Here is a 22,842-nt window from a genome sequence, read left to right as displayed (position 1 = left end):
TCACCGAGACAACAATTGGTGTACCTCGTGAGAGGTGGACTGGTTGTGGCTCTCTGTGGATAGTTTCATAGTGTTACGGCGGTTATAGCGGTGGGGAAACGCCCGGTCCCATTCCGAACCCGGAAGCTAAGGCCACCTGCGCCGATGGTACTGCACTCGACAGGGTGTGGGAGAGTAGGACACCGCCGGACAATCATTCACGAAAGCCCTCTGACAACGGTCAGGGGGCTTTCGTCGTTTCCGGGCCCGTTTGTGTTATCCGAGTGGTCCCGACCCGTCACCTTCGACGGCGTTGTCGACGAGTGGTCGGCTGCTAGGCTCGGCGCACATCGGAGCGGAAGGCGGTGAAGCATCATGGCGACGACCAAGATCCGGACGCATATCCGTGCGCCCCGCTCGACTGTGTACCGACTGCTGCTAGACGCGGACGCGGTGAAGGTCTGGATGGTGCCCGACGGCATGACCGGGGTGGTCCACCGGTACGAGCCCGAAGTCGGCGGCTCCTTCTCGATCACCCTGTCCTACGGCATCGGGGACGAACCCCAGCACGACGCCTACTACGGGCGGTATCTCGCCCTGACCGAGGACGAAGAGGTCGTCGAAGTCCTGGAGTTCGTCACCGAGAAGCCGGAGCTGGCGGGCGCGCAGAGCGTCGTCTTCACACTGGCCGACGGGACCGACGGTGGCACCGAGCTGGACGTGGTGCACGACGACCTGCCACCCGGTCTGGATCCGGCCGACAACGAGGCCGTCTGGCGCACAGCACTGTCCAAGCTCGCGGCGATGGCGGAGCAAGGGACCCGGACTCAAACACCGGATGGTCCCGTCAGCGGGGGGTGACGTAAATCCGCCGATGAGCTGGGCAGACATCGGGCTCGTTGCTTGATTGTTATCGCAGACAACAAATCCTTTCCGCAAACCGCTGTGCGATCGGCCGCCCTCGAATATGTTGTCGAGCACAACATTCGTTCCAGCTCGTCCGCCCAGCGGGCGGTGGTTCCACGAAAGGCCCACCCTCATGCGTCAGGGGATCTTCGGCATCGCGGCCGTCTCGATCGCACTTCTCACCTCCGTCACCGCCTGCGGTGGTGACGACAGCACGTCAAGCTCCGGCAGCGGCGCCAAGATCGGCGTGATCCTGCCCGACAGCAAGACCTCGGCCCGGTGGGAGACGGCGGACCGCAAGTACCTGCAGCAGGCGTTCGACGCGGCGGGGATCGAGGCCGACATCCAGAACGCGCAGGGCGACAAGAACGCCTTCCAGACGATCGCGGACCAGATGATCACCAACGGCGCCTCGGTGCTGATGATCACCAACCTCGACAGCGGTACCGGTAAGGCCGTGATCCAGAAGGCCAAGGCCCAGGGCGTCACCGTCATCGACTACGACCGGCTGACGCTGGGCGGCGGCGCGCCCTACTACGTGTCGTTCGACAACGTGAAGGTCGGCGAGCTGATGGGCAACGGTCTGGCGAAGTGCTTGACGGACAAGCAGGCGGTGAAGCCGGTGGTCGCCTACCTCAACGGTGGTCCGACCGACAACAACGCGACCCTGTTCAAGAACGGCTACGACGGTGCCCTGGCACCGAAGTTCGCCGCGGGTGAGTTCGTGAAGGGGCCGGACCAGGCCGTGCCGGAATGGGACAACACCAAGGCGGGCACCATCTTCGAGCAGATGCTCACCGGCACGCCGAACCTCGGTGGTGTCGTGGCGGCCAACGACGGACTGGCCAATGCCGCCATCGCGGTGCTGAAGAAGCAGAAGCTCAACGGGCAGGTTCCCGTGACGGGGCAGGACGCGACCGTGCAGGGCCTGCAGAACGTGCTCGCCGGTGACCAGTGCATGACCGTCTACAAGGCGATCAAGCTCGAGGCCGACGCGGGCGCGAAGCTCGCGATCGCGCTGGCCAAGGGGGAAAAGGGCGAGACGAACAGCACGGTCGACGATCCGGAATCGAAGTCGAAGGTGCCCGCCGTGCTGCTGGAGCCCAAGGCGATCTTCAAGAACAACGTCAACGATGTGGTCGCCGACGGCTTCGTCGACAAGGCCGAGCTGTGTGCCGGTGAGTTCGCCAAGCTCTGTGCCGACAACGGCGTGCGCTGATGGACACCCCGGTCATCGAATTGCGCGGGATCGACAAGAGTTTCGGTCCCGTCCACGTCTTGCACACGGTCGACTTCTCGGTTCATCCCGGTGAGGTGACTGCGCTGGTCGGCGACAACGGCGCGGGAAAATCGACCCTGGTGAAATGCATCGGCGGGACCCACCCGATCGACGCGGGCGAGATCCTGTTCGAGGGTGAGCCGGTCCAGATCGGCAATCCGCGCGACGCCGCCGAGCTCGGCATCGAGATCGTGTACCAGGACCTGGCGCTGTGCGACAACCTCGACATCGTGCAGAACATGTTTCTCGGCCGTGAGCGCAAACGCGGCATCGTGCTCGACGAATACGGCATGGAGGAATTGGCCGGGCGCACCCTTGCCGGGCTGTCCGTGCGGACGGTGAAGTCGGTGCGGCAGAAGGTGGCCAGCCTGTCGGGTGGTCAGCGGCAGACCGTCGCCATCGCCAAAGCGGTGCTCTGGAACAGCAAGGTGGTGATCCTGGACGAACCGACCGCGGCACTCGGTGTCGCCCAGACCCAGCAGGTGCTGGAACTGGTACGCCGCCTGGCCGACAAGGGGCTCGCTGTCGTGCTGATCTCGCACAACATGAACGATGTGTTCGCGGTCTCCGACCGGATCGCGGCACTGTATCTGGGTCGGATGGCCGCGCAGGTCCGCACGACCGATGTGACGCATTCGCAGGTGGTCGAGCTCATCACCTCCGGGCGCAGCGGCAGTCTCGGGGTGAAGGCATGAGCACGACGGTGACGGAGAAGAGTACGGCCCCGGCGGCTCCGGTCGGTGAACTGGTGACCTCGTATGTCGGGCGGATACGCGGTGGGAACATGGGCGCGTTGCCGTCCGTGATCGCGCTGGTGGTGTTGTCGGTGGTGTTCTGGATCGCGCGGCCGGTGTTCATGACGCAGGGCAACATCGCGAATCTGTTCACCCAGGGCGCGGCCATCGCGGTGATCGCCATGGGGCTCATCTTCGTGCTGCTGCTGGGTGAGATCGACCTGTCGGCCGGATTCACCAGTGGTGTGTGCGCGGCCGTGCTCGCGGTGCTGCTCACCGACAAGGGCTGGCCGTGGTATTCGGCGGTGCTGGTCTCGTTGCTCACCGGTGTGGTGATCGGCCTGGTCATCGGGGCGATCGTGGTGAAGATCGGGGTGCCCTCGTTCGTGGTGACCCTCGCGGCGTTCCTGGCGCTGCAGGGCGTGGCGCTCAAGATCATGGACAACGGTCGCAACATCTCCATCCACGACGAGACGATCCTCGCCGTCGCGAACAAGAACGTTCCGCCGCTGCTCGGCTGGGCGATGTACGCGGTGCTGCTGGCCGGATTCGCGTTCATCCAGTACCGCAAGTCGCGGGCGCGCACCCAACTCGGGCTCACCGGAGAGACCGCTGCCGTGGTGGCGTTGCGGATCGCTGCGGTGGCGATCGTGGCCGGAGTGGCGGTGGCGATCCTCAACGACGAACGCAGCCGCAACCCCGAGATCAACTCGCTGCAGGGCATGCCGATCGTGGTGCCGATCATCGTGGCGCTGTTGCTGTTGTGGACGTTCGTGCTCAACCGGACCTCGTTCGGGCGGCACATCTACGCGGTGGGCGGCAACGTGGAAGCTGCTCGGCGCGCGGGTATTCCAGTGGACCGGATCAAGATCAGTGCCTTCGTGCTCTGTTCGACGATGGCGGCGGTCGGCGGGCTGATCGCCGCGTCGCGAGCCAATTCGGTCGACCCCAACACCGGCGGGTCCGATGTGCTGCTGACGGCGGTCGGCGCGGCGGTGATCGGCGGCACCAGCCTGTTCGGTGGTCGCGGTCGCATGCTCGACGCGGTGCTCGGTGCCGCCGTGGTGGCGGTCATCAACAACGGGATGGGCCTGATGGGCTACAGCGCTGGCACGAAATTCGTTGTGACAGGATTTGTTCTGCTGCTCGCGGCGGGGGTGGACGCACTGTCGCGCAAGCGTTCGCTGCCAGGAAGTTGACCGAGGAAGGGAGGGCCGGATGAAATCAGCACCCTCCCCGGACGAGATCCGGCGGCGCAATCTCGCGGTGCTGCTGCGCCACGTCCACGCGAGTGGGCCGATGTCGCGGGCGGAGCTCGCCGAACGAATGGGCCTGAACCGCAGCACCATTCTCGCCCTCACCACCGACCTCGCCGCGGCGGGGTTGGTGCGGGAGGAACTGCCGGGACAGACCGGGAAGGCTGGGCGGCCGTCGCTGGTCGTGCGGCCCGAATCCGAGCGGGTCTGCGTTCTCGCGCTGGACGTGGGTGCCGATCGGCTCGCGGTTGCGCGCGTCGGTCTCGGCGGAACGATCCTCGATCGCAGCGAAATGCCGCGTGAAACGGGCACTTTCGATCCGGACGAGGTGATCGCCGAACTCGCGCGGATGACGGAATCGATGATGGACGCGGCCCGTGAGGGCACGGTGTGTGTGGGTGTCGGGCTCGCGTTCTGTGGCATGGTGCGCGAGCGCGACGGGGTGGTGCGGTACGGGCCCAACATCGGATGGGTCGACGTGCCGGTGGGGGCGTTGTTGTCCGAGCGGCTCGGTGTGCCGGTCGCGGTGGGCAACAACGCCAACCTCGGGGCGGTCGCCGAACGGGAACGTGGTGTCGGAACCGGGGTGCGCGACCTGATCTACCTGCACGGCGAGGTCGGAATCGGCGGCGGCGTCATCATGGGCGGGGAACTGCTCGGCGGCGAAGGCGGGTACGGCGGCGAGGTCGGGCACATGATCGTGAATCCCGGCGGCCGGGCCTGCCGATGCGGTGCGCGGGGCTGCCTGGAAGCCGAGGCGGGCGAGTTGGCCCTGATCGCGGCGGCCGGTCGCGGCGACCTCCCCGGTCGGGCGGCGGTCGCGGCGATCGTTGACGCGGCCGCCCGCGGTGACGCCGATGCCCGCGACGCGCTGCACCAGGTGGGGGACTGGCTCGGGTACGGGGTGGCCAACCTGGTCAATGTCTTCAACCCGACCTTGGTGGTGTTCGGCGGGGTGCTGCGCGAGATCTACCTGGCCGCGGCGGCGCAGGTGCGCAGCAGGTTGGCGGTCAACGGGCTGCTCGCGGTCCGCGAGCGCGTCCGGTTGCGTACCTCCGCGCTGGCCGACGACGCGCCCCTCGTCGGCGCCGCCGAGTTGGCCTTCGCCGAACTGCTCACCGACCCGTTGCAGACCCTGGCCCGCGCGCGGGGTGACCTGCGCGCGAGCGCCGAGTAGATTTGCCGATATGCCAAGTGACCTGCAACTGAAGATCATGAACGGCGTTCACCGTGCCCTGCTCGCTGTCACCGGTGGGCGGATCGGCAAGACCGTGATGGGGATGCCGTCGCTCGAACTCACCACGATCGGACGTAAATCGGGGCAGCCGCGTTCGGTGATGCTCACGGCGCCGATCATCGACGACGACCGGATCGTCGTCGTCGCCTCGCGCGGTGGGGATCCCACCCACCCGGCCTGGTTCCTGAACCTGCGCGACAACCCGGACGTCGAGGTGGCCGTGCAGAACGGTCCGCGCACGCCGATGACCGCGCACGTCGCGACGGAAACCGAACGGGCACAGCTGTGGCCGCAGGTCGTCGCGACGTACAAGGGATACGGCGACTACCAGACCAAGACCACGCGCGAGATCCCGCTGGTGCTGCTCACGCCGCGCTGACCGCTCAGCGCACCGCGTCGTCGGCGCGCGGCGTCACCGTCGAGGCGGGTACCAGGTTCCACGCCTCCAACTGCTTGCGGATCTGTTCGGCGGCGTCGATGTTGAGCGGCCCGCTGGTCCACAGGGCGTAGGGCAGGTTGAAGAAACGGCTCTCCCGCACAGCCCGGAGGTTGTCGATGCCGGGCTTGCCCCGCAGCAGGTCGACCTTCTGCGCGTAGGTCTGGCCGGGGTAGTCGACGAACATGATGGCGTCGGGGTCGGCGGCGGCCAACCGCTCCCAGGAGACCTTGGTCCAGGTGTCGGCGACGTCGTCGAGGATGTTGCGGGCGCCCGCTGCCTCCAGGATCGCTTGGGGCGCACCGAATTTCCCACTCGAGTAGATGGTGTCGGTGCCGCTGTCGAACAGGAAGACAGTGGGGGCGGTCGCCGGTTTCGGCGCGGCCGACAGGGCCGCGAGCCTGCTGTCGAGATCGGCGGTGACTTCGCTCGCGCGGGCGGTGCGGCCGGTGACGACACCGAGGTCGGTGAGGTCGGTGCGCAGCGCCGTCCACGGCTCGACGGTGCCGCGTGCGGCGCCGCCGTCGGCCTGTCGGCAGCTCTCGGTGAGCACGTAGGCGGCGATGCCGTCCTTGCGCAGGGAGGCGGGGGTCAGATTGCTCGCCTCGTCGTAGCCGTAGCTCCAGCCCGCGACCATCACGTCGGGGCGTTGGGCGAGCACGGTTTCGCGCGAAGGATATTCGGGGGCGACATCGTTGAGGCCGTCGACGATGTCGGCGCCGTAGTGGGCGCGCAGGGTCGCCGCGTCGCGTTTGACGCTCGAGACCGCCGCCACCTGATCCTGGGCACCCAGTGCCAGCACCATCGAGATGAGGTTGCCGTCGTTGACGAACATGCGCTGTGCCGGGGCCGGGAACCCGGTGTCGACTCCGCAGTTGCGGACCGTCACCGTGGTCGCGGATTCGGCGGCGGTGCCCGTGCAAGCCGCCAGAACGGCGGCGAGTGCGGTGGTGGCCAGGACCCGGCCGGGGTGCTTGTTCATCGTCGTGCCTCTCGCGGGGTGATCAACAGGTGGTCCTCGCCGGTCACCGGATGCCGGACGCGGCTGGCGTCGACACCGAAGACCTCGGCGACGACAGCGGGGGAGAGCGCCTCGGTCGGCGGCGCGGGTGGGCGGGCACGACCCTTGTGCAGCACGATGATCCGGTCGCAGTAGCGGTCGGCCAGTGACAGGTCGTGCAGGGCGGCCACCACGGTGCGGCGCAGACCGCGCACCAGGGTGAGCAGGTCGAGCTGGTGGGTGACGTCGAGATGGTTGGTCGGCTCGTCGAGCAGCAGGACCGGGGTGTCTTGGACGAGCGCGCGGGCCAGCAGGACCCGCTGACGTTCACCGCCGGAGAGCTGACGCACCGGTCGTCCGGCGAAGTCGTGCAGGTCGACCGACGCCAGAGCCTGGGTGACGCGGTGTTGTTCGCGGGGAGCGCCGAGCCCCCACGGCGGAAGGTACGGCGTGAGCCCCAGCGCGACGACCTCGCCGACCAGCATGTCGTCGGGCGGAATCTCGTCCTGGGCGACCAGGGCGACCGTCGCGGCGCGGCGGCGGGGTCGCAGCTCGTGCACGTTCTGGTCGTCGACGAGGACCCCGCCCGCCGATGGCCGGTGGACGCCGGACAGGGTGCGCAGCAGCGTGGTCTTGCCGCTGCCGTTGGGGCCGACGATCCCCACGGTCTCACCCGGCTCGATCGAGAAGTCGACATCCGTGAGAACGGTGCGGCGGCCGATCGCGCAGGCGAGGTGTCGCGCGTGGAGTTCGCCGTGTTCGAGCGGCCCCGTCGCGGCCGAACTCATGCGGCGCCGAATCGGTAGCGGCGCCTGCCCATCAGCAGCAGGAAGACCGGGGCGCCGATGAGACCGGTGAGGACGCCGACGGGAATCTCGGTGGGACGCACCAGCACCCGGGTGGCGGCATCGGCGACCACTAGGAACAGCGCACCGCACAACGCGCAGGCGGGCAGCAGATCGCGGTGGCGCGGTCCGACGATCATCCGCGCGGCATGCGGGACGACCAGGCCGACGAAACCGATCCCGCCCGACACCGCGACGAGCACACCCACGAGCACCGCGAGCAGCACGAACAATCCGATCCGCAGGCCCGCCACCGGGACACCGAGCGAGGAGGCGGTGTCGGCGCCGAGGGTGAGCGCGTCGAGCCAACCGGCGATCGCGACCAGCACCGCGGCGCTGACCGCGACGACGGTCGACGGCAGGGCCAGGGTCGACCAGTCGGCGCCCGCGAGGCTGCCGAGCAGCCAGAACAGCACCGATTCGGCGGCGGCGGGGTCGGTGCTGCGGAACACCAGATAGCTGCTGCACGCGGCGAACGCCGAGCCGAGCACGGTTCCGGTGAGCACCAGCCGCAGCGGGGTGAGACCACCCTGGGCCATGGCGATCAGGAACACGAGGGTCGCCGCACCGAACGCCCCGGCGAGCGCCCCGCCGGACAGCGCCCACATGCCCGCGCCCGCGAAGAGGCCGGAGGTGATGACGGCGGCCGCGCCGACGGCGGCGCCGGAGGAGACACCGAGCAGATAGGGGTCGGCGAGCGGATTGCGTACCAGCGTCTGCATCGCGGCGCCCGCGAGAGCGAGACCCGCACCGACCACGGCGGCGAGGATGGTTCGCGGTACCCGCAGTTGCCAGACGATGGTGTCGACACCGGGGTCGGTGGGTGTAGAGCCGGTGAGCCGGGCACCCAGGGTGTCGAGGACCGCGCGCACGGGAATCGTCTCCGCGCCGAAACCGGTGGCGGCGATCATGGCGACCAGCAGCAACACCGCGAGCACGGGGACAGCGAGCGTGACCCGTACACGGATCATCGCGGATTCTCCAGAGGCAAGGCGCGGCCCTTTCAGAGGGTGCCCGGCGAGGGAGGTCTGACTTTCGCCGTGAGGCGATCACAGTGGCGCGACCGTCCCGGAATTGCACCGGATTCCCGCACCCACCGGGGATGACCCACCGACTGTAGCGTGGCACCGGTTGACAAGGCAGCGCCGGGTTCGGCTCACGGTAAGGCAAAGGGTGTTCGCCGGTTTGTCCGGTTGCTTGAATCCGGGTATGTACCGATCGAACACCTCTCCGCACGGCCTGCGTGGCCGCGTCGCCGCCGCGTTCCTCGCGGTGGCAACCACCGCGACTCTCGGCCTGACGGGCTGCGCGGGCGGTGACGATCAACCACTCGGCACCCCCGACGCACCGCTGCCGACCGAGGTTCCCCCGGGCACCACCCTGGTGGTGGCCGATCAGCAGGAGCGGTTGCAGAACGCGCTGCGGCTCTCGGGTGAACTGGACAAACTGCCGTTCAAGATCGAGTTCGCGAACTTCGTCGGCGGTCCCGCGATCCTCGAGGCGTTCCGGGCCGGTGCGGCCGATGTGGGCCAGGTCGGTGACGTGCCGCCGATCCACGCCCTGGCGGCGGGACAGGACGTGCCGATCGTCGGCTCCTACCAGACCAACCCGCAGGCGCTGAAACTCGCTGTGGCACCTGGCTTGTCGATCACCAGGCTCACAGAGCTGAAGGGACGCAAGATCGCCTACGCCGAGGGCACCGCACAGCAGGCCGCGGTGTTGAAGGCGCTGAGCAAGGCGGGGCTGAAAACCGGTGACGTGCAACTGATCCGGCTGCAGCTCGCGGAGTTCCTCGACGCCGTGCGCACCGGCCAGGTCGATGTGGCGCCGCTGATCGAACCCAATGTGACCAGATTGCTGCGGACCCCGGGCACCTCGCTGATCCCGGATTCGGAGACCAGCGGCATCTACAGCGGCCTCGCCTATGTGTACGCGCGCCGCGCCGTGGTGCAGGACCCGGCGAAGGCGGCCGCGACCCGAGCACTGGTCGGGGCCTTCGTGCGGGCCTGGCACTGGACCAATACCCACAGCGCCGAATGGGCCGACGCCTACTACGTGCGCAATCAGAAGGTGAGTGCCGACGACGCGCGACGCATCGTGGAATCGTTGGGCACCTACACCTTCCCGCACCTGGACCAGCGGCTGATCGCGCGTCAGCAGAGCACGATCGACGCGATCGACGCCGCCGGTGAACTGCCGAAGAAGCTGACGGCGGCCGACGGTTTCGACCTGCGGTTCGACGCCGCCGTCACCGAAGCGGTCACCGCGAGCGGTGCGGCCTTCGCCGAGGCGGTGAGCTGATGGCGACTCTCGACGCCGATGTGTTGCGGCGGATCCGTCCGCGGTCGGACACCGAACCGGAGCTGGCGCCACGCGCACGCGGACGACGCAGGCTCGGGCCAGGCGCGCCCATCCCGTTCGGGTTCGCGCTCGGTCCCGCGCTGCTCGTCGGCGCCTGGGTCGTCGGATCGGCCAGCGGCGCACTGGATCCGGAGACCCTGCCCGCACCGTGGACCGTCGCGGCGACGGCGGGGGAGCTGATCGCGGACGGGCGGCTGCAGTCGAATCTGGCGACCTCGCTGCAACGCGCGGTCATCGGCCTGGTGCTCGGGGTGGCGATCGGCGTGGCGCTCGCGCTCGTCGCGGGGCTGAGCCGGATCGGGGAGGCGCTGGTCGACGGCCCGGTGCAGATCAAACGGGCGATCCCGACGCTGGCGCTGATCCCGCTGTTCATCGTGTGGTTCGGCATCGGTGAGGAGATGAAGCTGATCGTCATCACGACCAGCGTGCTGATCCCGATCTATCTCAACACTCATGCCTACCTGCGCGGTGTGGACGCGCGTTATGTGGAGCTCGCCGAGACCGTCGGGCTGTCGCGGTGGGGTTTCGTGCGCCGTATCGCGCTGCCCGGATCGTTGCCCGGCTTCTTTCTCGGGTTGCGGCTCGCGGTGACGATCTCGTGGCTGGCACTGGTCGTTGTCGAGCAGGTGAACGCCACCAGCGGCATCGGCTACCTGATGACGCAGGCACGCACCTACGGGCAGATCGATGTGATCGTCGTCGGTCTGGTGATCTACGGACTTCTCGGCCTCTTCGGCGATCTCGCCGTGCGGACAACGGAACGGAAGGTGCTGTCATGGCGGCAGACGCTGGGCGACTGAACGAGGGCGACGACCGGCCGGTCGTTCGGGCCGAAGGCCTGACCAGAGGGTTCGGGACGCGTGTCGTATTGCGGGGTGTAGATATTACTATCCGGCGGGGTGAGTTCGTCGCGCTGCTCGGGCGCAGTGGGTCGGGCAAGAGCACCTTGCTGCGGGCGTTCGCCGAGCTCGACGAGCAGGTGCCGGGATCCGGTGAGCTCACCGTTCCGCGACGGCGCGCGGTGGTGTTCCAGGATTCGCGGCTGCTGCCGTGGGCGCGCGTGCTCGACAATGTGGTGCTCGGTCTCACCGGCCGCGACGCCGCCGACCGGGGGCGCTCCGCGCTGGCCGAGGTCGGTCTCGGCGGACGTGAGAAGGCGTGGCCCCGTGAGCTCTCCGGTGGGGAACAGCAGCGGGTGGCGCTGGCCAGGTCGTTGGTGCGCGAACCGGAACTGCTTCTGGCCGACGAACCGTTCGGTGCGCTCGACGCGCTCACCCGGATCCGCATGCACGCGCTGTTGCAGGCGTTGTGCGAGCGGCATCGACCGGCCGTGTTGCTGGTGACCCACGACGTGGACGAAGCGCTGCTGCTCGCCGATCGCGTGCTCGTTCTGGACGAGGGCCGCATCGCGGTCGACCAGCGCGTCGACATCGCGCGGCCGCGCAGGCACGCGCACCCCGAGTTCATCCGGTTGCGCGAGGTGCTGCTGGCCGGGCTCGGCGTGGACACCACCGAATTCGAGAAAGTGAGGCAGGCATCGTGAACGCACCGCGACAGCTGAGTCTGAACGCCTTCATCTACCCGTCGGGCCATCACGAGGCGGCCTGGCGGCACCCGGACAGTCGACCGGACCGCATCTACGACGTGACCTATTACCAGGAGATCGGGCGCACGGCGGAGGCGGCGAAGCTGGACGCGGTGTTCTTCGCCGACGGGCCAGCCCTGCGCACCGATGTGCGGCACAATGCCGCGCCGGGCCTGGAACCGATCACGCTGCTCACGGCGATCGCCGCCGCGACAACCCATCTGGGGCTCATCGCGACCGCCTCGACCACCTACTACGAGCCCTACAACCTCGCGCGATTGTTCTCCTCGCTCGACCACATCTCGGGTGGTCGGGCGGGGTGGAACATCGTCACCACCGGAACCGATCTGGCGGCGGCGAACTTCGGGCTGGCCGCGCATCCCGATCATCGGGAGCGATACGCCAGGGCACGCGAATTCGTCGACGCGGTGGTCGCGCTGTGGGACAGCTGGGAGGACGACGCGATCGTGCTCGATCGGGCGGCGGGGATCTACGCCGACGCCGACAAGATTCATCCGATCGATTTCGTCGGTGAACATCTGCGGGTGCGTGGACCTTTCAACGCCGCACGGACACCGCAGGGGCGACCGGTGCTCGTGCAGGCCGGTGCCTCCAACGAGGGCAGAGCCTTCGCCGGTCGGTATGCCGAGGCCATCTTCACCGCACATCAACGGCTGTCCGACGCGCAGACCTTCTACGCCGACATCAAGGCGAAGGCCGCCGAGTACGGGCGCGACCCCGAGGAGGTCCGGATTCTGCCCGGCATCAGCCCGTTCATCGCCGACACCGAATCCGCCGCCCGGCGGTTGGAGCGCGAATTCAACGAGCTCACGGTGCCCGAATACGGGTTGAAGCAGCTGGAATCGATCACCGGGACGTCGTTGCGCGGGTACGCGCTGGACGAGGTGGTGCCGGTGGAGGTCTTCGCCGGTGCGGGCGATGTCACCGACAACGCGCGCAGCAGGCTGCAGGTGGTCGCCGGAATCGTGGAGCGGGAACGGCCGACGCTGCGCGGGTTGCTGCACCGGTTGGCCGGTGCGCGGGGGCACCGGGTGATCGCGGGAACGCCCGAGCAGATCGCTGACACGATTGAGGAATGGTTCACCCACGGCGCGGCCGACGGATTCAATGTGATGCCGCCCTGGTACCCCGGCGGACTCGAGGTGTTCACCGCGACGGTGGTGCCGATTCTGCAGGAACGTGGGCTGTTTCGCACCGAGTACTCGGGTACGACGCTGCGCGACCACTTCGGGCTCACCCGGCCGTCGAGCCGATTCGCGCCCGAACCGGTGACTGTGGGATGAGCGAGGAGAGTTGTTGTCCCGGTGACGGAGTGGCGCATCACCGGGTGCCCCCGCGCGCCGTATGCGCCGGATCGGCGGGAGGCACGGGCACCGCTGCCGCGCGGATCGGGCCGAATCGCTCTGCCACCATGGCTGGTGGCCGCAGGTTCGTCCTGCCGTGTACCGGATCGGCTGCGCGGTGGCGGTGATCGACGACGCCCCTGTTCGGTTACGGACGTTGGTTCTGCCGGTTTTCGCCCCGATGGTGTTGTACGGCATCGGCACCGGTGCCGCGGCACCGATGTACGCGCTGCGGGCGCTCGATCTCGGGGCGTCGGCGGGTGCGGCCGGGTTGATCGTCGCCTTGAGCGGGCTCGGCATGGTGCTCACGGATCTGCCCGCCGGGCGGGTCGTCGCGCGAATCGGGGAGCGGGCCGCGATCGGGGTGGGCAGCGGGCTCGGACTGGTCGGTGTGCTCGCGGCGATCCTCGCGCCGAATCTCGCTGTGCTGGCGGTGGGTCTGCTGCTCATCGGCTCGGCAGGTGCGGTGTGGGGGCTGGCCAGGCAGACCTATCTGGTGTCGGTGGTCGCGCCGCGGCAGCGTGGGCGAGCCATGTCGACCCTGGCCGGTGCGCACCGGTTGGGGTTCTTCTGTGGGCCCTTCCTCGGTGCGGCGCTGGTGCACGGATTCGGGCCGGTCGGTGCGCTGTGGCTGCAACTCGTCACCACCGTGGTCGCGGCGGCGGCGATGGTGACCATTCGGGCCGCCGCGCCGACCGATCCTTCCGCGCTGCGTCCACTGCACACGGTGGTGTCCGAAAACCGCACGGCGCTTGGCACTCTCGGGCTCGCGGCCGTCGCGGTCGGCGCGGCACGAGCCTCCCGGTCGGCGTTGTTGCCGCTGTGGGCGGTGCATCTCGGCATCGATGCCGCGACGACGAGTCTGCTGTTCGGGCTGGCGGGCGCGATCGATGTGCTCATGTCCTACCCGGCCGGGGTGTGGCTGGACCGGGCCGGTAGTCGCGTCACCGGCGTCGCCTGCGGTCTCTGCTTCGCCGTCGGCTACGCGGCGTTGCCGTTCACCGACTCCGTCCTCACCATGGGCGCGGCCACCATGCTGCTCGGCCTCGCCAACGGTCTGAGCAACGGACTCATCATGACGGTCGGCGCGTTCGCGGCGCCACCGGATCGGCGTGCCGAGTTCCTCGGCGCCTGGCGCGTGACGCACGACGCGGGGATGTTCGCCGGGCCGGTCGCGGTGGGACTGGTCGGTGCTCTCGCCGGGTTGTCCGCCGCCGGTGGACTCCTCGCGGTCGCCCTCGGCGTCGGGACGGTCGCGATGTATCGGTGGTTCCCCGGTCCGCTGTCACGTCCAGGCGCGGCCGATCAGGACTTCACCCGGAAGCCTTCGCGCACACGGGCATCGGTCACCGAACCGGCTGCCACGCCGGATCGCGGCCGGTGACACCGAGAATCCGGTCGATGAGCGCGGCGCCGGGGTCGACCGGCACTTCGGGCCCGTAGATCCCCATCTGTCGCCCCTGCTCGGCGGTCGCGGCGGTCTCGGCGTAGACATCGGCGAGCAGATCGTCGTCCCACGACACCGGGCTGCCGAGCGCGCGCGACAGGTCCCAGCCGTGCACGATCAGCTCGCCGACCACCATGCCGCCGATCATTGCGGCGGGCAGTTCGGTCGGGCCGCCCATGTGCGTGAGGCCCGCCCACGCGGCGGGATCACGCCAGGCGGCGGCGAGTTCGTCGAGCTGGGTGTCGAGCGCGGCGACCCAGTCGCCGGTGACCAGATCGACCTCGGATTCGGCGGCGGCGGGCGGCGCGACGGTGACCTTCCGAGCGGCCCCGACCAGCGAGGGCCCCCAGAACAACAGATGATTGAGCAGCGCGCGGACATCGAACTCCGCACACGGCGTCGATGCGGCCAGCTGACCTGGCGCGACGGCACGGATGATCTTCGACAACGGCACCGCAGCGCGGGCCACACGTTCGTTCTCGGACATGTACCGAGCCAACCACCACCGCCCCGACGCTGTCTTGAACAAACGCGACATACACTGCCCGCGTGCAGCGCGATCCTCGGGAACTCGGCGGAGCGTGGCGGACCTCGCAACGCCACACCTTCACCGCACCGCCCGCCGAACTGGCCGCGCGGGTCGAGCGTTTCTGGGCGGTCACCTGGCACTACGAGCAGCCGTACTGTCAGCTGATTGTGCCGTTGCCCCACGTTCATCTCACCTGTCGTGACGGACGCGCCGAACTGCACGGACCGTCCTCGTCGCATGTGTTCCGTGAGCTCACCGGTGCGGGTTCCGTCTTCGGTATCGCCTTCCGGCCGGGGATGTTCCGGCCGTTCCTCGGTGCACCGGTGGCGTCGTTGCGGGACCGGACGATCGACGCCACAACAGTTTTCGGACCGTCCGTGACAAGTCTCACGGACGTCGGCTCGGCCTGCCGGTTCCTCGAAGCCCGCGTGCCCGCACCTGATCCGCGCGCCGAGCTGGCGGCCGGGATGGTGGCGGGTATCGCCGCCGACCCGGCTCTGACCAGGGTGGACGAGGTGGCGGAGCGCTTCGCGATCACGGTGCGCGGCATGCAGCGACTGTTCGCCGACTACGTGGGAATCGGTCCGAAATGGGTGATTCGCCGATACCGGTTGCACGAGGTCACCGAGCGGCTCGCGGCCGGACGCGAGATCGACTGGGCGACGCTGGCGGCCGACCTCGGCTACGCCGACCAAGCGCACCTCAGCCGGGATTTCCGTGCCGTATTCGGCGAGCCACCGACGGGTTACGCGCAGCGATACGACGGCCTCGGTGGCTGACTGTCGTCGGGCCGGGTCGTCGGCGGGCGCCCCTACAGTGGAGATATGTCGACGTTGGAGCGGCATCCGTCCACCGTCGCGGACTACGACGATGCGCGACGGCGGGTACGGCTGCGTGAAACCCGGATAGGACAGGGGCGCTGGGGGCGCGCCCGGATGACGGTGGCGCGGACGGTCGGCGTGGTGCTGGTCGGGCTGATCGTGTTCGCGCAGTACTGGAAGTACGACGTGATGCCCGAGCGGGCGCGACTCGAACAGACCGCGCCCGACCTGCTGCCGGTGTCGCTGCCCGCCGAATCGCGGAACTGGGATACCGCCGTGGTCGATCTGGTCGGCCTCGGCGGGGTGAACGCGGTACCGACCGCGTCGGCGTTGCCCACGCTGAACCGGCTGGGTGTGGTGTGGGCGGTGCGCTACGACGACGCGGGCATCGACACCAAGGTCATCGCCGACATGATTGTGCGCGCCGCCCGCTACGGCGCCGTCCGCAACATCGTGCTCGTCGGACACAGCATGGGCGGGGTGATCGCGCTCGAGGTGGCCCGCCACATCCACCTCGGCAGCGATCGGCGCCTGGTCGGTGTCGTACTCGACTGCACGCCGCTCGACCTCGACGCCGTGCGACCCGAAAGCCGCAGTCGCGGTGCCGAACTCCTGCGCTGGACCGGCCGACTGCCCGGTGCGCGCGAGAGCCGACTGCTGCGCTTCACCGTCGAAATGGCCGCCCGACGTGAGCGTTTCACCGTGCCCGGTGCGCCACTACCCGGGATCGACTTCGGTGAACTGCGCGACACGTCCGAAGAAGTGCTGCGCGAGAAGATCTTCTCCGCGAACGCGGCGACCAACGGCTTGATCGAAGCCCAGTTCCTCGCCATCGTCGCGGGCGGCGGCGCCGCGGACCTGCGCGCCCTCGCCCGGCCGAATCCCGGTCGCGAGGAGCCCGCCATCGTGTTCATCCGGCCGCGCGACGCCGCCCGCGACGACGTGGTCGATGTCGAGTACTCCCACCGGGTGCTGACCGAACACGCCGGTGGCGTCGACGGCAACCTGCTGGTCGTGCGGGCGACCGGCACCGGTCACGCGAACCCGGCGCAGCGTCCGCGCGAGTACAACACCGCGATCGAGACCCAGGTGCTGCCGTTCCTGTTCCGCTATCAACAGGCGGTCCGCGACCGGCGCTGAGGGGTCAGCGCACCCGCGAGCCGAGGATGGTCCGCACCCCGGCGATGAACAGTTGCAGACCGAAGTCGAATCGGGCGGTGGCGTCCGGTGTGTCGAACAGGGGAGTGTTGTCGGCGGGCAGGGCGCCCACCGAGTCCATCTGCATGCGCGACTGTTCGTCGACGGTCTGGCCGAGGACGTAGTAGAGCAGAGTGTAGGCCGTGAGTTCGGCTTCCTCCCTGGTCATGCCCGCTCGGATCACGATGCCCGCCAGTCGTTCCCGGGCTTTGCTCGTGGTCAGCCGGGAGGCGTAGGTCGCCGAGACCAGTTCGGCACCGTCGCGATAGGCGAGCAGGCAGTCGCGCAGCCGATGCGCGAGTTCGGTGAGTTGCTCGTGCCACTCGGTGGCCGCGATCGGTTCGTCCATCGGCGCCAGGATCCGGTCGGCCACGGCGCCGAGCAGCGACTGCTTGTCCTTGACGTGCCAGTACAGCGCACCCGGCTGCACCTGCAAGGAACCCGCCAACCTGCGCATCGTCAGATCCGCGAGCCCGTACTGGTCCAGAATCGCCACGGCGGCATCGACCACGTCCGTCTTGCGCAGTTGCACAGGTGTCCTTCCGCCGATTCGCGACCCGAGTGTCGTGACTCACTTCTTCCCGCTACCCTATCCTGAACACCGTTCAAGTTGCACGGCCACCACCATCACCAGCGGCGCGTGCACGCCCCCGACGAAGGGACATCACGTCGTGACGCAGGCACCCGTCCGTACCGACATTCTGGCCATCGCCCGTGAGCAGGTGCTCGAGCGCGGCGTCGGCCTCACCGAGGCACAGACCGTCGAGGTGCTCCGCCTGGGCGACGACCAGCTCGAAGCCCTGCTCGAGCTGGCCCACGAGGTCCGCATGAAGTGGTGTGGGCCCGAGGTCGAGGTCGAGGGCATCATCAGCCTCAAGACCGGTGGTTGCCCCGAGGACTGCCACTTCTGCTCGCAGTCGGGCCTGTTCCAGTCGCCCGTGCGCGCCGCCTGGCTCGACATCCCCAGCCTCGTCGAGGCCGCCAAGCAGACCGCCAAGACCGGCGCGACCGAGTTCTGCATCGTCGCCGCCGTGCGCGGGCCCGACGAGCGGCTGATGGCGCAGGTCGCCGCCGGTGTGGAGGCCATCCGCAACGAGGTCGACATCCAGGTGGCGTGCTCGCTCGGCATGCTGAACCAGGAGCAGGTCGACCAGCTCGCCGCCATGGGTGTGCACCGCTACAACCACAACCTCGAGACCGCCAAGTCGCACTTCCCGAAGGTCGTCACCACCCACACCTACGAAGAGCGTTGGGACACCCTGCGCATGGTCCGCGAAGCCGGGATGGAGGTGTGCTGCGGCGGCATCCTCGGCATGGGCGAGACCATCGAGCAGCGCGCCGAGTTCGCCGCGCAGCTGGCCTCGCTCGAGCCCGACGAGGTGCCGCTGAACTTCCTCAACCCGCGCCCCGGCACCCCCTTCGGTGACCTCGAGGTGCTGCCCGCCGCCGACGCGCTGCGTGCCATCGCCGCGTTCCGGCTCGCGCTGCCGCGCACCATCCTGCGGTTCGCGGGCGGCCGCGAGATCACCCTCGGTGACCTCGGCGCCAAGCAGGGCATGCTCGGTGGCATCAACGCGGTGATCGTCGGCAACTACCTGACCACCCTCGGTCGCCCCGCCGAATCCGACCTCGACCTGCTCGGCGAACTGAAGATGCCGATCAAGGCGCTCAACGAAACGCTGTAAATCGCTGTGTACGATCGGGAATCGACCAGGTCCGACACGGCGACCGAGGAGGTGACCGCCATGGACGAGCGCTACAACCCGTTCACGGGCAAGCGGATCGTGCCGGGGCTCGACGACGCGATGCCCGCGGCCGCCGCGCTCGGGCTGGAACCGCCGCGGTTCTGCGAGCAGTGCGGGCGCCGGATGATCGTGCAGATCAGCCCCGACGGCTGGTGGGCCAAGTGCTCGCGGCACGGTGTCATCGAATCGGCGCACCTGGAGCGCCGCTAGTGGACGCGGTGAGCGAGCCACGGCCGGAGGTGCTGCGCCGCGAGGTGATCGGCGTCGGTGCCGTGATCGTCGCGGTTCTCGCGGTGAGTGCCGCCGCCGGTGTGGTCTGGGGTCTGCTCGCGCCGACCGAACGGTTGCGCGTCACCCAGCCCGGCCGGGCCGCGGTGCTCACCGGGGAGAGCATGCATCTGTTCGACGCGGTCGGCATGTTCCTGTGTATCGGTGCGGCGGTGGCGGTGCTCACCACGATCGGGGCCTGGCGGGTGCGGGTCGTGCGTGGGCCCGCGCTGGTGCTCGGACTGCTGTTCGCCTCGGCGCTCGGTGCGGCCGTCATGATGTGGGTCGGGGAAGCGGTTGCGGGCCTGCGGTATCCGCGTCCCGACGACCCACCTGTCGGCGAGATCATCGCGCTGCCCGCCGAAATCGGGACCGATTTGGCGCTGCTGGTGCAACCGTTCCTCGCCGCGCTGGTGCTGCTGTTCCTCGCCGCCTTGCATCCCGGCGCCGACCTCGGGTCGGGCGCGGCGGGTCTGCTCGGCGATCTGCGTCCGGCCGATTTCGACGACGACGCGGACTACCGACTGCCCTACGGAGCCGAACAGTATCGGCCCAGCGGCGATTTCGACCCGAGTTCGCAACCTCGCGGCTGAGCGTCACCACCGCGCTACCATCGGCATATCGGCAGGTAGAGAGACTGCGCGCGGCTCGAGAGGAGCAGTCGTGGCATTCATCGGTAGTGGTCCCGTCGTCGAGGGGATCGATGCGAAATTCTGGCGGCTCACCCAGCCGCTCACCTATCGTGGCGCGGTCGAAACCTTCACCGTGCCCGCCGGATTCCGCACCGACTTCGCCTCGGTGCCCCGCGCGCTGGTCTGGCTCATCCCTCGCTACGGCGCCTACACCCGCGCGGCCATCCTGCACGACTATCTGTGCCGCACAGGCGAAGTCGGCCCCGCGGACGCCGACGGGCTGTTCCGGCGCAGCCTCCGGGAGGCCGGTGTCTCGGTGCCGCGCCGCTGGATGATGTGGGCGGCCGTGCGATTCGGTTCGCGCCTGCGTGGGGCCACGGCGGGCGATGTGCTCGGCTGGTTGCTGATCGCCGTGCCTTCGGTGCTGTTCCTCGCCGTCCCGGTCGTGGTGGTGACCACGGCGCTGGTGGTGTTCTGGCTCGTCGAGTTGATCTTCTGGGCGGTGGGCCAAGTCGCCACCCGCAGCGAGGTTCCGCCACCCGCACCGCAGATGAAGACGGCCTGACCCACCTCGCCCGGGTGGCGGGAAAACCGGTGGAACCCTGCGGATCCACTACCTACCCTGAGGGTGACGCATTCGGGGGAGGACCTGGACATGAAGACCGAAGACGAGCAGGCACCGGCCGAGCGGCCCGATCTGACAGCCTGGCGCAAGCGCCACGCGCTGCGCAGTTCGTCGGCGGCGACCGCGGTGCCGAGCGGACGCGCCTACCGACGCTCCACCAAGCACCGCGATCGGCGCTACGAATCCTGACGGCTACGCGGCCGCCCGGGTCAGCACCACCAGCGGCAGCGGCTTGTCGACCTTGGCCTGGTACTCGGCGAGCAGCGGATTCTCGGTGAGTGCCCACGCGGCGAACTCGTCGTACCGCTCGCCGGTGAGCACATCGGCTTCGGCCGTGAACTTCTCCCCACCGAGCTCGATCGTCACAGTCGGGTTCGCCTTGGCGTTGTGGTACCAGGCCGGGTACCGGTCCTCGATGAACGAACTCACATACAGCACATCGCCCCGATACAGCGCGCCGAGCGGAACCACATGTGGCTTACCGCTTTTCGCGCCCGTGGTCGTGAGCAACAGCAGGGTGGCGCCCGCATAGTCACCACCGACCCGGCCGCCGTTCTCCCGGAATTCGGTGATCACGTCGTCGTTCCAGCCGGTCATCTCCTCGGCCGAGAACTCCTTGTTCCAGGGGGCATCCGGATCGTCGTAGGAGGTGACTTTTTTCGTATCCGCCGCGTTGTCGTCCATGCCTGCAGTGTGACAGCGACCACCGACAAGTTCGGGCCGTCGACAGCGTCCGCCGAGGTCAGGTGGGTGGGCGCAGGGCAGCGAATTCGTCGGTGACGCGCAGGCCCGAGTCGGTGAAGCGGTAGAGGGCGGCGGGGCGGCCACCCGCGCGGCCGGAGGGTGCCGTCGCGCCGGTGGGGGTGATGACCTTGCGGCGGCTCAGGACGCGCTGGAGGTTGGTGGTGTCCACGTCGTATCCGAGTGCCGCGCAGTAGATTTCGCGCAGCGTGGACATGGTGAAGGTGTCGGGGGCCAGTGCGAAGGCGATATTGGTGTAGGAGAGTTTGGCGGCCAGTCGGGTGCGGGCGTGGTCGACGACGGTGCGGTGGTCGAAGGACATGTCCGGCAGGTTCGACACCGGGTGCCAGGTGGTGTCGGCGGGGAGTTCCGGTTCGGTGGTCAGGGGGACCAGGCCCAGGTACGCCGAGGCGATGCGGCGCGGGGCGGGCACGCGATCGGGGGCGCTGAACACCGACAGTTGCTCGAGGTGGGCCAGTTCGCGCACGTCGACCTTCTCGGCGAGCTGACGCCTGGCCGAGGTGTCGAGATCCTCGTCGTCGCGCAGCCTGCCGCCGGGCAGCGACCACGTTCCCTTCTGCGGATCGAGCGCGCGTTCCCACAGCAAGACCGCCAGCTCGGGGTGCTTACCGTTCCTACCTGCGGAAACGTCGGAGCCGAAGCGGCGAACCTGGAACACCGCGGTGAGCGATTCGTGGATGGTGTTACTATGGGGCACGTTTTCGATTCTAAGTCGAAAACCTGGTTTGGTGCGAATCGTGGCGCGGATGCCGCTCGCACGAGGAAGGGAGCCACCATGGCGACGACGACTACGCAGCCGACGCTGATGGGTTCGGTCTTCGACGGACCCGGCGGATACGCGGGTGTCGAAGCGACGCCGGAGTGGGCGAAGGAGGTGCGGCGGCTGGCGCGCGAGCGCAACGCCACCATCCTCGCGCACAACTACCAGCTGCCCGAGATCCAGGACGTGGCCGACCACGTCGGCGACTCGCTCGCCCTGTCGCGGATCGCCGCCGAGGCGCCCGAGGACACCATCGTGTTCTGCGGTGTGCACTTCATGGCCGAGACCGCCAAGATCCTCAGCCCGGCCAAGACGGTGCTCATCCCGGACCAGCGGGCGGGCTGCTCGCTGGCCGACTCGATCTCCGCCGAGGAACTGCGCGCCTGGAAGGCCGAGCACCCGGGCGCGATGGTGGTGTCGTACGTGAATACCACCGCCGAGGTGAAGGCGCTCACCGACATCTGCTGCACGTCGTCCAACGCCGTCGACGTGGTCGCCTCGATCGATCCGGACACCGAGGTGCTGTTCTTGCCCGACCAGTTCCTCGGCGCACACGTCAAGCGGGTGACCGGCCGCGAGAACATGCACATCTGGGCCGGTGAGTGCCACGTGCACGCGGGGATCAACGGCGACGAGCTCACCGAGCAGGCCCGCACCCACCCCGACGCCGAGCTGTTCGTGCACCCGGAGTGCGGCTGCGCCACCTCGGCGCTGTACCTGGCGGGTGAGGGCGCGTTCCCGGCCGAGCGGGTGCACATCCTCTCGACCGGTGGCATGATCGACGCGGCCAAGGCCTCCACGTCGAACCAGGTGCTGGTGGCGACCGAGGTCGGCATGCTGCACCAGCTGCGCAAGGCCGCGCCCGGCATCGACTTCCAGGCCGTGAACGACCGCGCGTCGTGCAAATACATGAAGATGATCACTCCGGCCGCGCTGCTGCGCTGCCTGGTCGAGAACGCCGACGAGGTGCACGTCGACCCGGCGATGGCCGAGGCCGGGCGCGCGTCGGTGCAGCGGATGATCGCGATCGGCAACCCCGGCGGTGGGGAGTGATCTCCCCCGCGCGATCGAGCGG

26 protein-coding genes and 1 rRNA gene are annotated in these 22,842 nt (G+C 68.8%); 20 read left to right on the top strand and 7 right to left on the bottom strand.

Annotated elements, in window-relative coordinates:
- Positions 1-74: 74 nt before the first annotated feature.
- From rrf to NC7_RS26875, 7 genes are all read left to right on the top strand, one after another.
- Positions 75-191 (top strand): 5S ribosomal RNA (gene rrf / locus NC7_RS26905).
- A gap of 163 nt (positions 192-354) precedes the next feature.
- Positions 355-840, top strand: a complete 486-nt coding sequence (locus NC7_RS26900) for an SRPBCC domain-containing protein (RefSeq protein WP_067988330.1) — start codon at positions 355-357, stop codon at positions 838-840.
- A 178-nt stretch (positions 841-1,018) separates the two neighbouring features.
- On the top strand, positions 1,019-2,104 hold the full coding sequence (locus NC7_RS26895; RefSeq protein WP_067988327.1) for a sugar ABC transporter substrate-binding protein: 1,086 nt from the start codon (positions 1,019-1,021) through the stop codon (positions 2,102-2,104).
- Positions 2,104-2,859, top strand: coding sequence for an ATP-binding cassette domain-containing protein (locus NC7_RS26890; protein ID WP_067988326.1), 756 nt, complete (start codon positions 2,104-2,106; stop codon positions 2,857-2,859). The genes NC7_RS26895 and NC7_RS26890 overlap by 1 nt, the downstream gene beginning before the upstream one ends.
- Positions 2,856-4,097: a sugar ABC transporter permease gene (locus tag NC7_RS26885; RefSeq protein ID WP_067988324.1), complete on the top strand. Its 1,242-nt coding sequence runs from the start codon at positions 2,856-2,858 to the stop codon at positions 4,095-4,097. The genes NC7_RS26890 and NC7_RS26885 overlap by 4 nt, the downstream gene beginning before the upstream one ends.
- Positions 4,098-4,116: 19 nt before the next feature.
- Entirely contained in the window at positions 4,117-5,331 is a 1,215-nt protein-coding gene (locus NC7_RS26880) for an ROK family transcriptional regulator (protein WP_067988320.1), read from the top strand.
- Positions 5,332-5,341: 10 nt separating this feature from the next.
- Positions 5,342-5,770, top strand: coding sequence for a nitroreductase family deazaflavin-dependent oxidoreductase (locus tag NC7_RS26875; RefSeq protein ID WP_067988317.1), 429 nt, complete (start codon positions 5,342-5,344; stop codon positions 5,768-5,770).
- A gap of 4 nt (positions 5,771-5,774) precedes the next feature.
- Here the strand turns inward: NC7_RS26875 and NC7_RS26870 are convergent, their stop codons facing one another.
- The 3 genes from NC7_RS26870 to NC7_RS26860 are packed head-to-tail and all read right to left on the bottom strand — an operon-like array spanning position 5,775 to position 8,643.
- Positions 5,775-6,809, bottom strand: coding sequence for an ABC transporter substrate-binding protein (locus tag NC7_RS26870; protein ID WP_067988314.1), 1,035 nt, complete (start codon positions 6,807-6,809; stop codon positions 5,775-5,777).
- The gene (locus tag NC7_RS26865) at positions 6,806-7,615 is read right to left on the bottom strand and encodes an ABC transporter ATP-binding protein (protein ID WP_067988311.1); all 810 of its coding nucleotides are present in this window, start codon (positions 7,613-7,615) and stop codon (positions 6,806-6,808) included. The genes NC7_RS26870 and NC7_RS26865 overlap by 4 nt, the downstream gene beginning before the upstream one ends.
- Positions 7,612-8,643, bottom strand: coding sequence for a FecCD family ABC transporter permease (locus tag NC7_RS26860; RefSeq protein ID WP_067988308.1), 1,032 nt, complete (start codon positions 8,641-8,643; stop codon positions 7,612-7,614). The genes NC7_RS26865 and NC7_RS26860 overlap by 4 nt, the downstream gene beginning before the upstream one ends.
- Positions 8,644-8,881: 238 nt before the next feature.
- Here NC7_RS26860 and NC7_RS26855 point away from each other — a divergent pair, with 238 nt between their 5' ends.
- The 5 genes from NC7_RS26855 (at position 8,882) to NC7_RS26835 (ending at position 14,366) form a co-directional block, all read left to right on the top strand.
- Complete coding sequence (locus tag NC7_RS26855) at positions 8,882-9,973, top strand: ABC transporter substrate-binding protein (RefSeq protein ID WP_067988381.1); 1,092 nt, start codon at positions 8,882-8,884, stop codon at positions 9,971-9,973.
- On the top strand, positions 9,973-10,833 hold the full coding sequence (locus NC7_RS26850) for an ABC transporter permease (RefSeq protein ID WP_084458816.1): 861 nt from the start codon (positions 9,973-9,975) through the stop codon (positions 10,831-10,833). Before NC7_RS26855 ends, NC7_RS26850 begins: the two co-directional genes overlap by 1 nt.
- The gene (locus NC7_RS26845) at positions 10,809-11,576 is read left to right on the top strand and encodes an ABC transporter ATP-binding protein (protein WP_067988303.1); all 768 of its coding nucleotides are present in this window, start codon (positions 10,809-10,811) and stop codon (positions 11,574-11,576) included. The genes NC7_RS26850 and NC7_RS26845 overlap by 25 nt, the downstream gene beginning before the upstream one ends.
- Entirely contained in the window at positions 11,573-12,922 is a 1,350-nt protein-coding gene (locus NC7_RS26840) for an LLM class flavin-dependent oxidoreductase (protein WP_373861281.1), read from the top strand. The genes NC7_RS26845 and NC7_RS26840 overlap by 4 nt, the downstream gene beginning before the upstream one ends.
- A gap of 157 nt (positions 12,923-13,079) precedes the next feature.
- Positions 13,080-14,366 carry an MFS transporter gene (locus tag NC7_RS26835; protein WP_236573643.1) on the top strand — a complete coding sequence of 429 codons (1,287 nt, stop codon included), beginning with the start codon at positions 13,080-13,082 and terminating at the stop codon, positions 14,364-14,366.
- On the opposite strand, the gene NC7_RS26830 is transcribed toward NC7_RS26835, so the two are convergent.
- Positions 14,329-14,916 (bottom strand): TIGR03086 family metal-binding protein, encoded by a 588-nt coding sequence (locus NC7_RS26830; RefSeq protein WP_084458815.1) that lies wholly within the window; start codon positions 14,914-14,916, stop codon positions 14,329-14,331. The two genes, NC7_RS26835 and NC7_RS26830, sit on opposite strands and share 38 nt — an antisense overlap.
- Positions 14,917-14,978: 62 nt before the next feature.
- On the opposite strand from NC7_RS26830, the gene NC7_RS26825 reads away from it, so the two are divergent.
- Positions 14,979-15,737, top strand: coding sequence for an AraC family transcriptional regulator (locus tag NC7_RS26825; protein ID WP_084458814.1), 759 nt, complete (start codon positions 14,979-14,981; stop codon positions 15,735-15,737).
- Positions 15,738-15,782: 45 nt separating this feature from the next.
- Positions 15,783-16,919, top strand: a complete 1,137-nt coding sequence (locus tag NC7_RS26820; RefSeq protein WP_067988301.1) for an alpha/beta fold hydrolase — start codon at positions 15,783-15,785, stop codon at positions 16,917-16,919.
- A gap of 4 nt (positions 16,920-16,923) precedes the next feature.
- Here the strand turns inward: NC7_RS26820 and NC7_RS26815 are convergent, their stop codons facing one another.
- Positions 16,924-17,508 carry a TetR/AcrR family transcriptional regulator C-terminal domain-containing protein gene (locus NC7_RS26815; RefSeq protein WP_067988298.1) on the bottom strand — a complete coding sequence of 195 codons (585 nt, stop codon included), beginning with the start codon at positions 17,506-17,508 and terminating at the stop codon, positions 16,924-16,926.
- A 139-nt stretch (positions 17,509-17,647) separates the two neighbouring features.
- On the opposite strand from NC7_RS26815, the gene bioB reads away from it, so the two are divergent.
- The 5 genes from bioB (at position 17,648) to NC7_RS29675 (ending at position 20,434) form a co-directional block, all read left to right on the top strand.
- Positions 17,648-18,661: a biotin synthase BioB gene (gene bioB / locus NC7_RS26810; RefSeq protein ID WP_067988294.1), complete on the top strand. Its 1,014-nt coding sequence runs from the start codon at positions 17,648-17,650 to the stop codon at positions 18,659-18,661.
- 60 nt (positions 18,662-18,721) lie between these two features.
- Positions 18,722-18,931: a biotin synthase auxiliary protein BsaP gene (bsaP, locus tag NC7_RS26805; RefSeq protein ID WP_067988359.1), complete on the top strand. Its 210-nt coding sequence runs from the start codon at positions 18,722-18,724 to the stop codon at positions 18,929-18,931.
- A gap of 8 nt (positions 18,932-18,939) precedes the next feature.
- Positions 18,940-19,581: a DUF2567 domain-containing protein gene (locus tag NC7_RS26800; RefSeq protein WP_236573645.1), complete on the top strand. Its 642-nt coding sequence runs from the start codon at positions 18,940-18,942 to the stop codon at positions 19,579-19,581.
- A gap of 70 nt (positions 19,582-19,651) precedes the next feature.
- Positions 19,652-20,185: a DUF1353 domain-containing protein gene (locus NC7_RS26795; protein ID WP_067988287.1), complete on the top strand. Its 534-nt coding sequence runs from the start codon at positions 19,652-19,654 to the stop codon at positions 20,183-20,185.
- Between the two features lie 90 nt (positions 20,186-20,275).
- Positions 20,276-20,434 carry a hypothetical protein gene (locus NC7_RS29675; protein WP_167352463.1) on the top strand — a complete coding sequence of 53 codons (159 nt, stop codon included), beginning with the start codon at positions 20,276-20,278 and terminating at the stop codon, positions 20,432-20,434.
- 3 nt (positions 20,435-20,437) lie between these two features.
- Here NC7_RS29675 and NC7_RS26785 read toward each other — a convergent pair whose 3' ends face one another.
- Both NC7_RS26785 and NC7_RS26780 read right to left on the bottom strand, forming a co-directional pair.
- On the bottom strand, positions 20,438-20,929 hold the full coding sequence (locus NC7_RS26785; protein ID WP_067988280.1) for a nitroreductase/quinone reductase family protein: 492 nt from the start codon (positions 20,927-20,929) through the stop codon (positions 20,438-20,440).
- Between the two features lie 58 nt (positions 20,930-20,987).
- Entirely contained in the window at positions 20,988-21,704 is a 717-nt protein-coding gene (locus tag NC7_RS26780) for an NUDIX hydrolase (protein ID WP_067988278.1), read from the bottom strand.
- A gap of 78 nt (positions 21,705-21,782) precedes the next feature.
- Between NC7_RS26780 and nadA the strand changes: the two genes are divergently transcribed.
- Positions 21,783-22,820 (top strand): quinolinate synthase NadA, encoded by a 1,038-nt coding sequence (nadA, locus tag NC7_RS26775; protein ID WP_067498729.1) that lies wholly within the window; start codon positions 21,783-21,785, stop codon positions 22,818-22,820.
- Positions 22,821-22,842: the final 22 nt, after the last annotated feature.

Source organism: Nocardia caishijiensis NBRC 108228 (assembly GCF_001612825.1).
Lineage (GTDB): Bacteria > Actinomycetota > Actinomycetes > Mycobacteriales > Mycobacteriaceae > Nocardia > Nocardia caishijiensis.
Note: the sequence above shows the minus strand (reverse complement) of the source record. Positions and strands in the feature narration are given on the sequence as shown.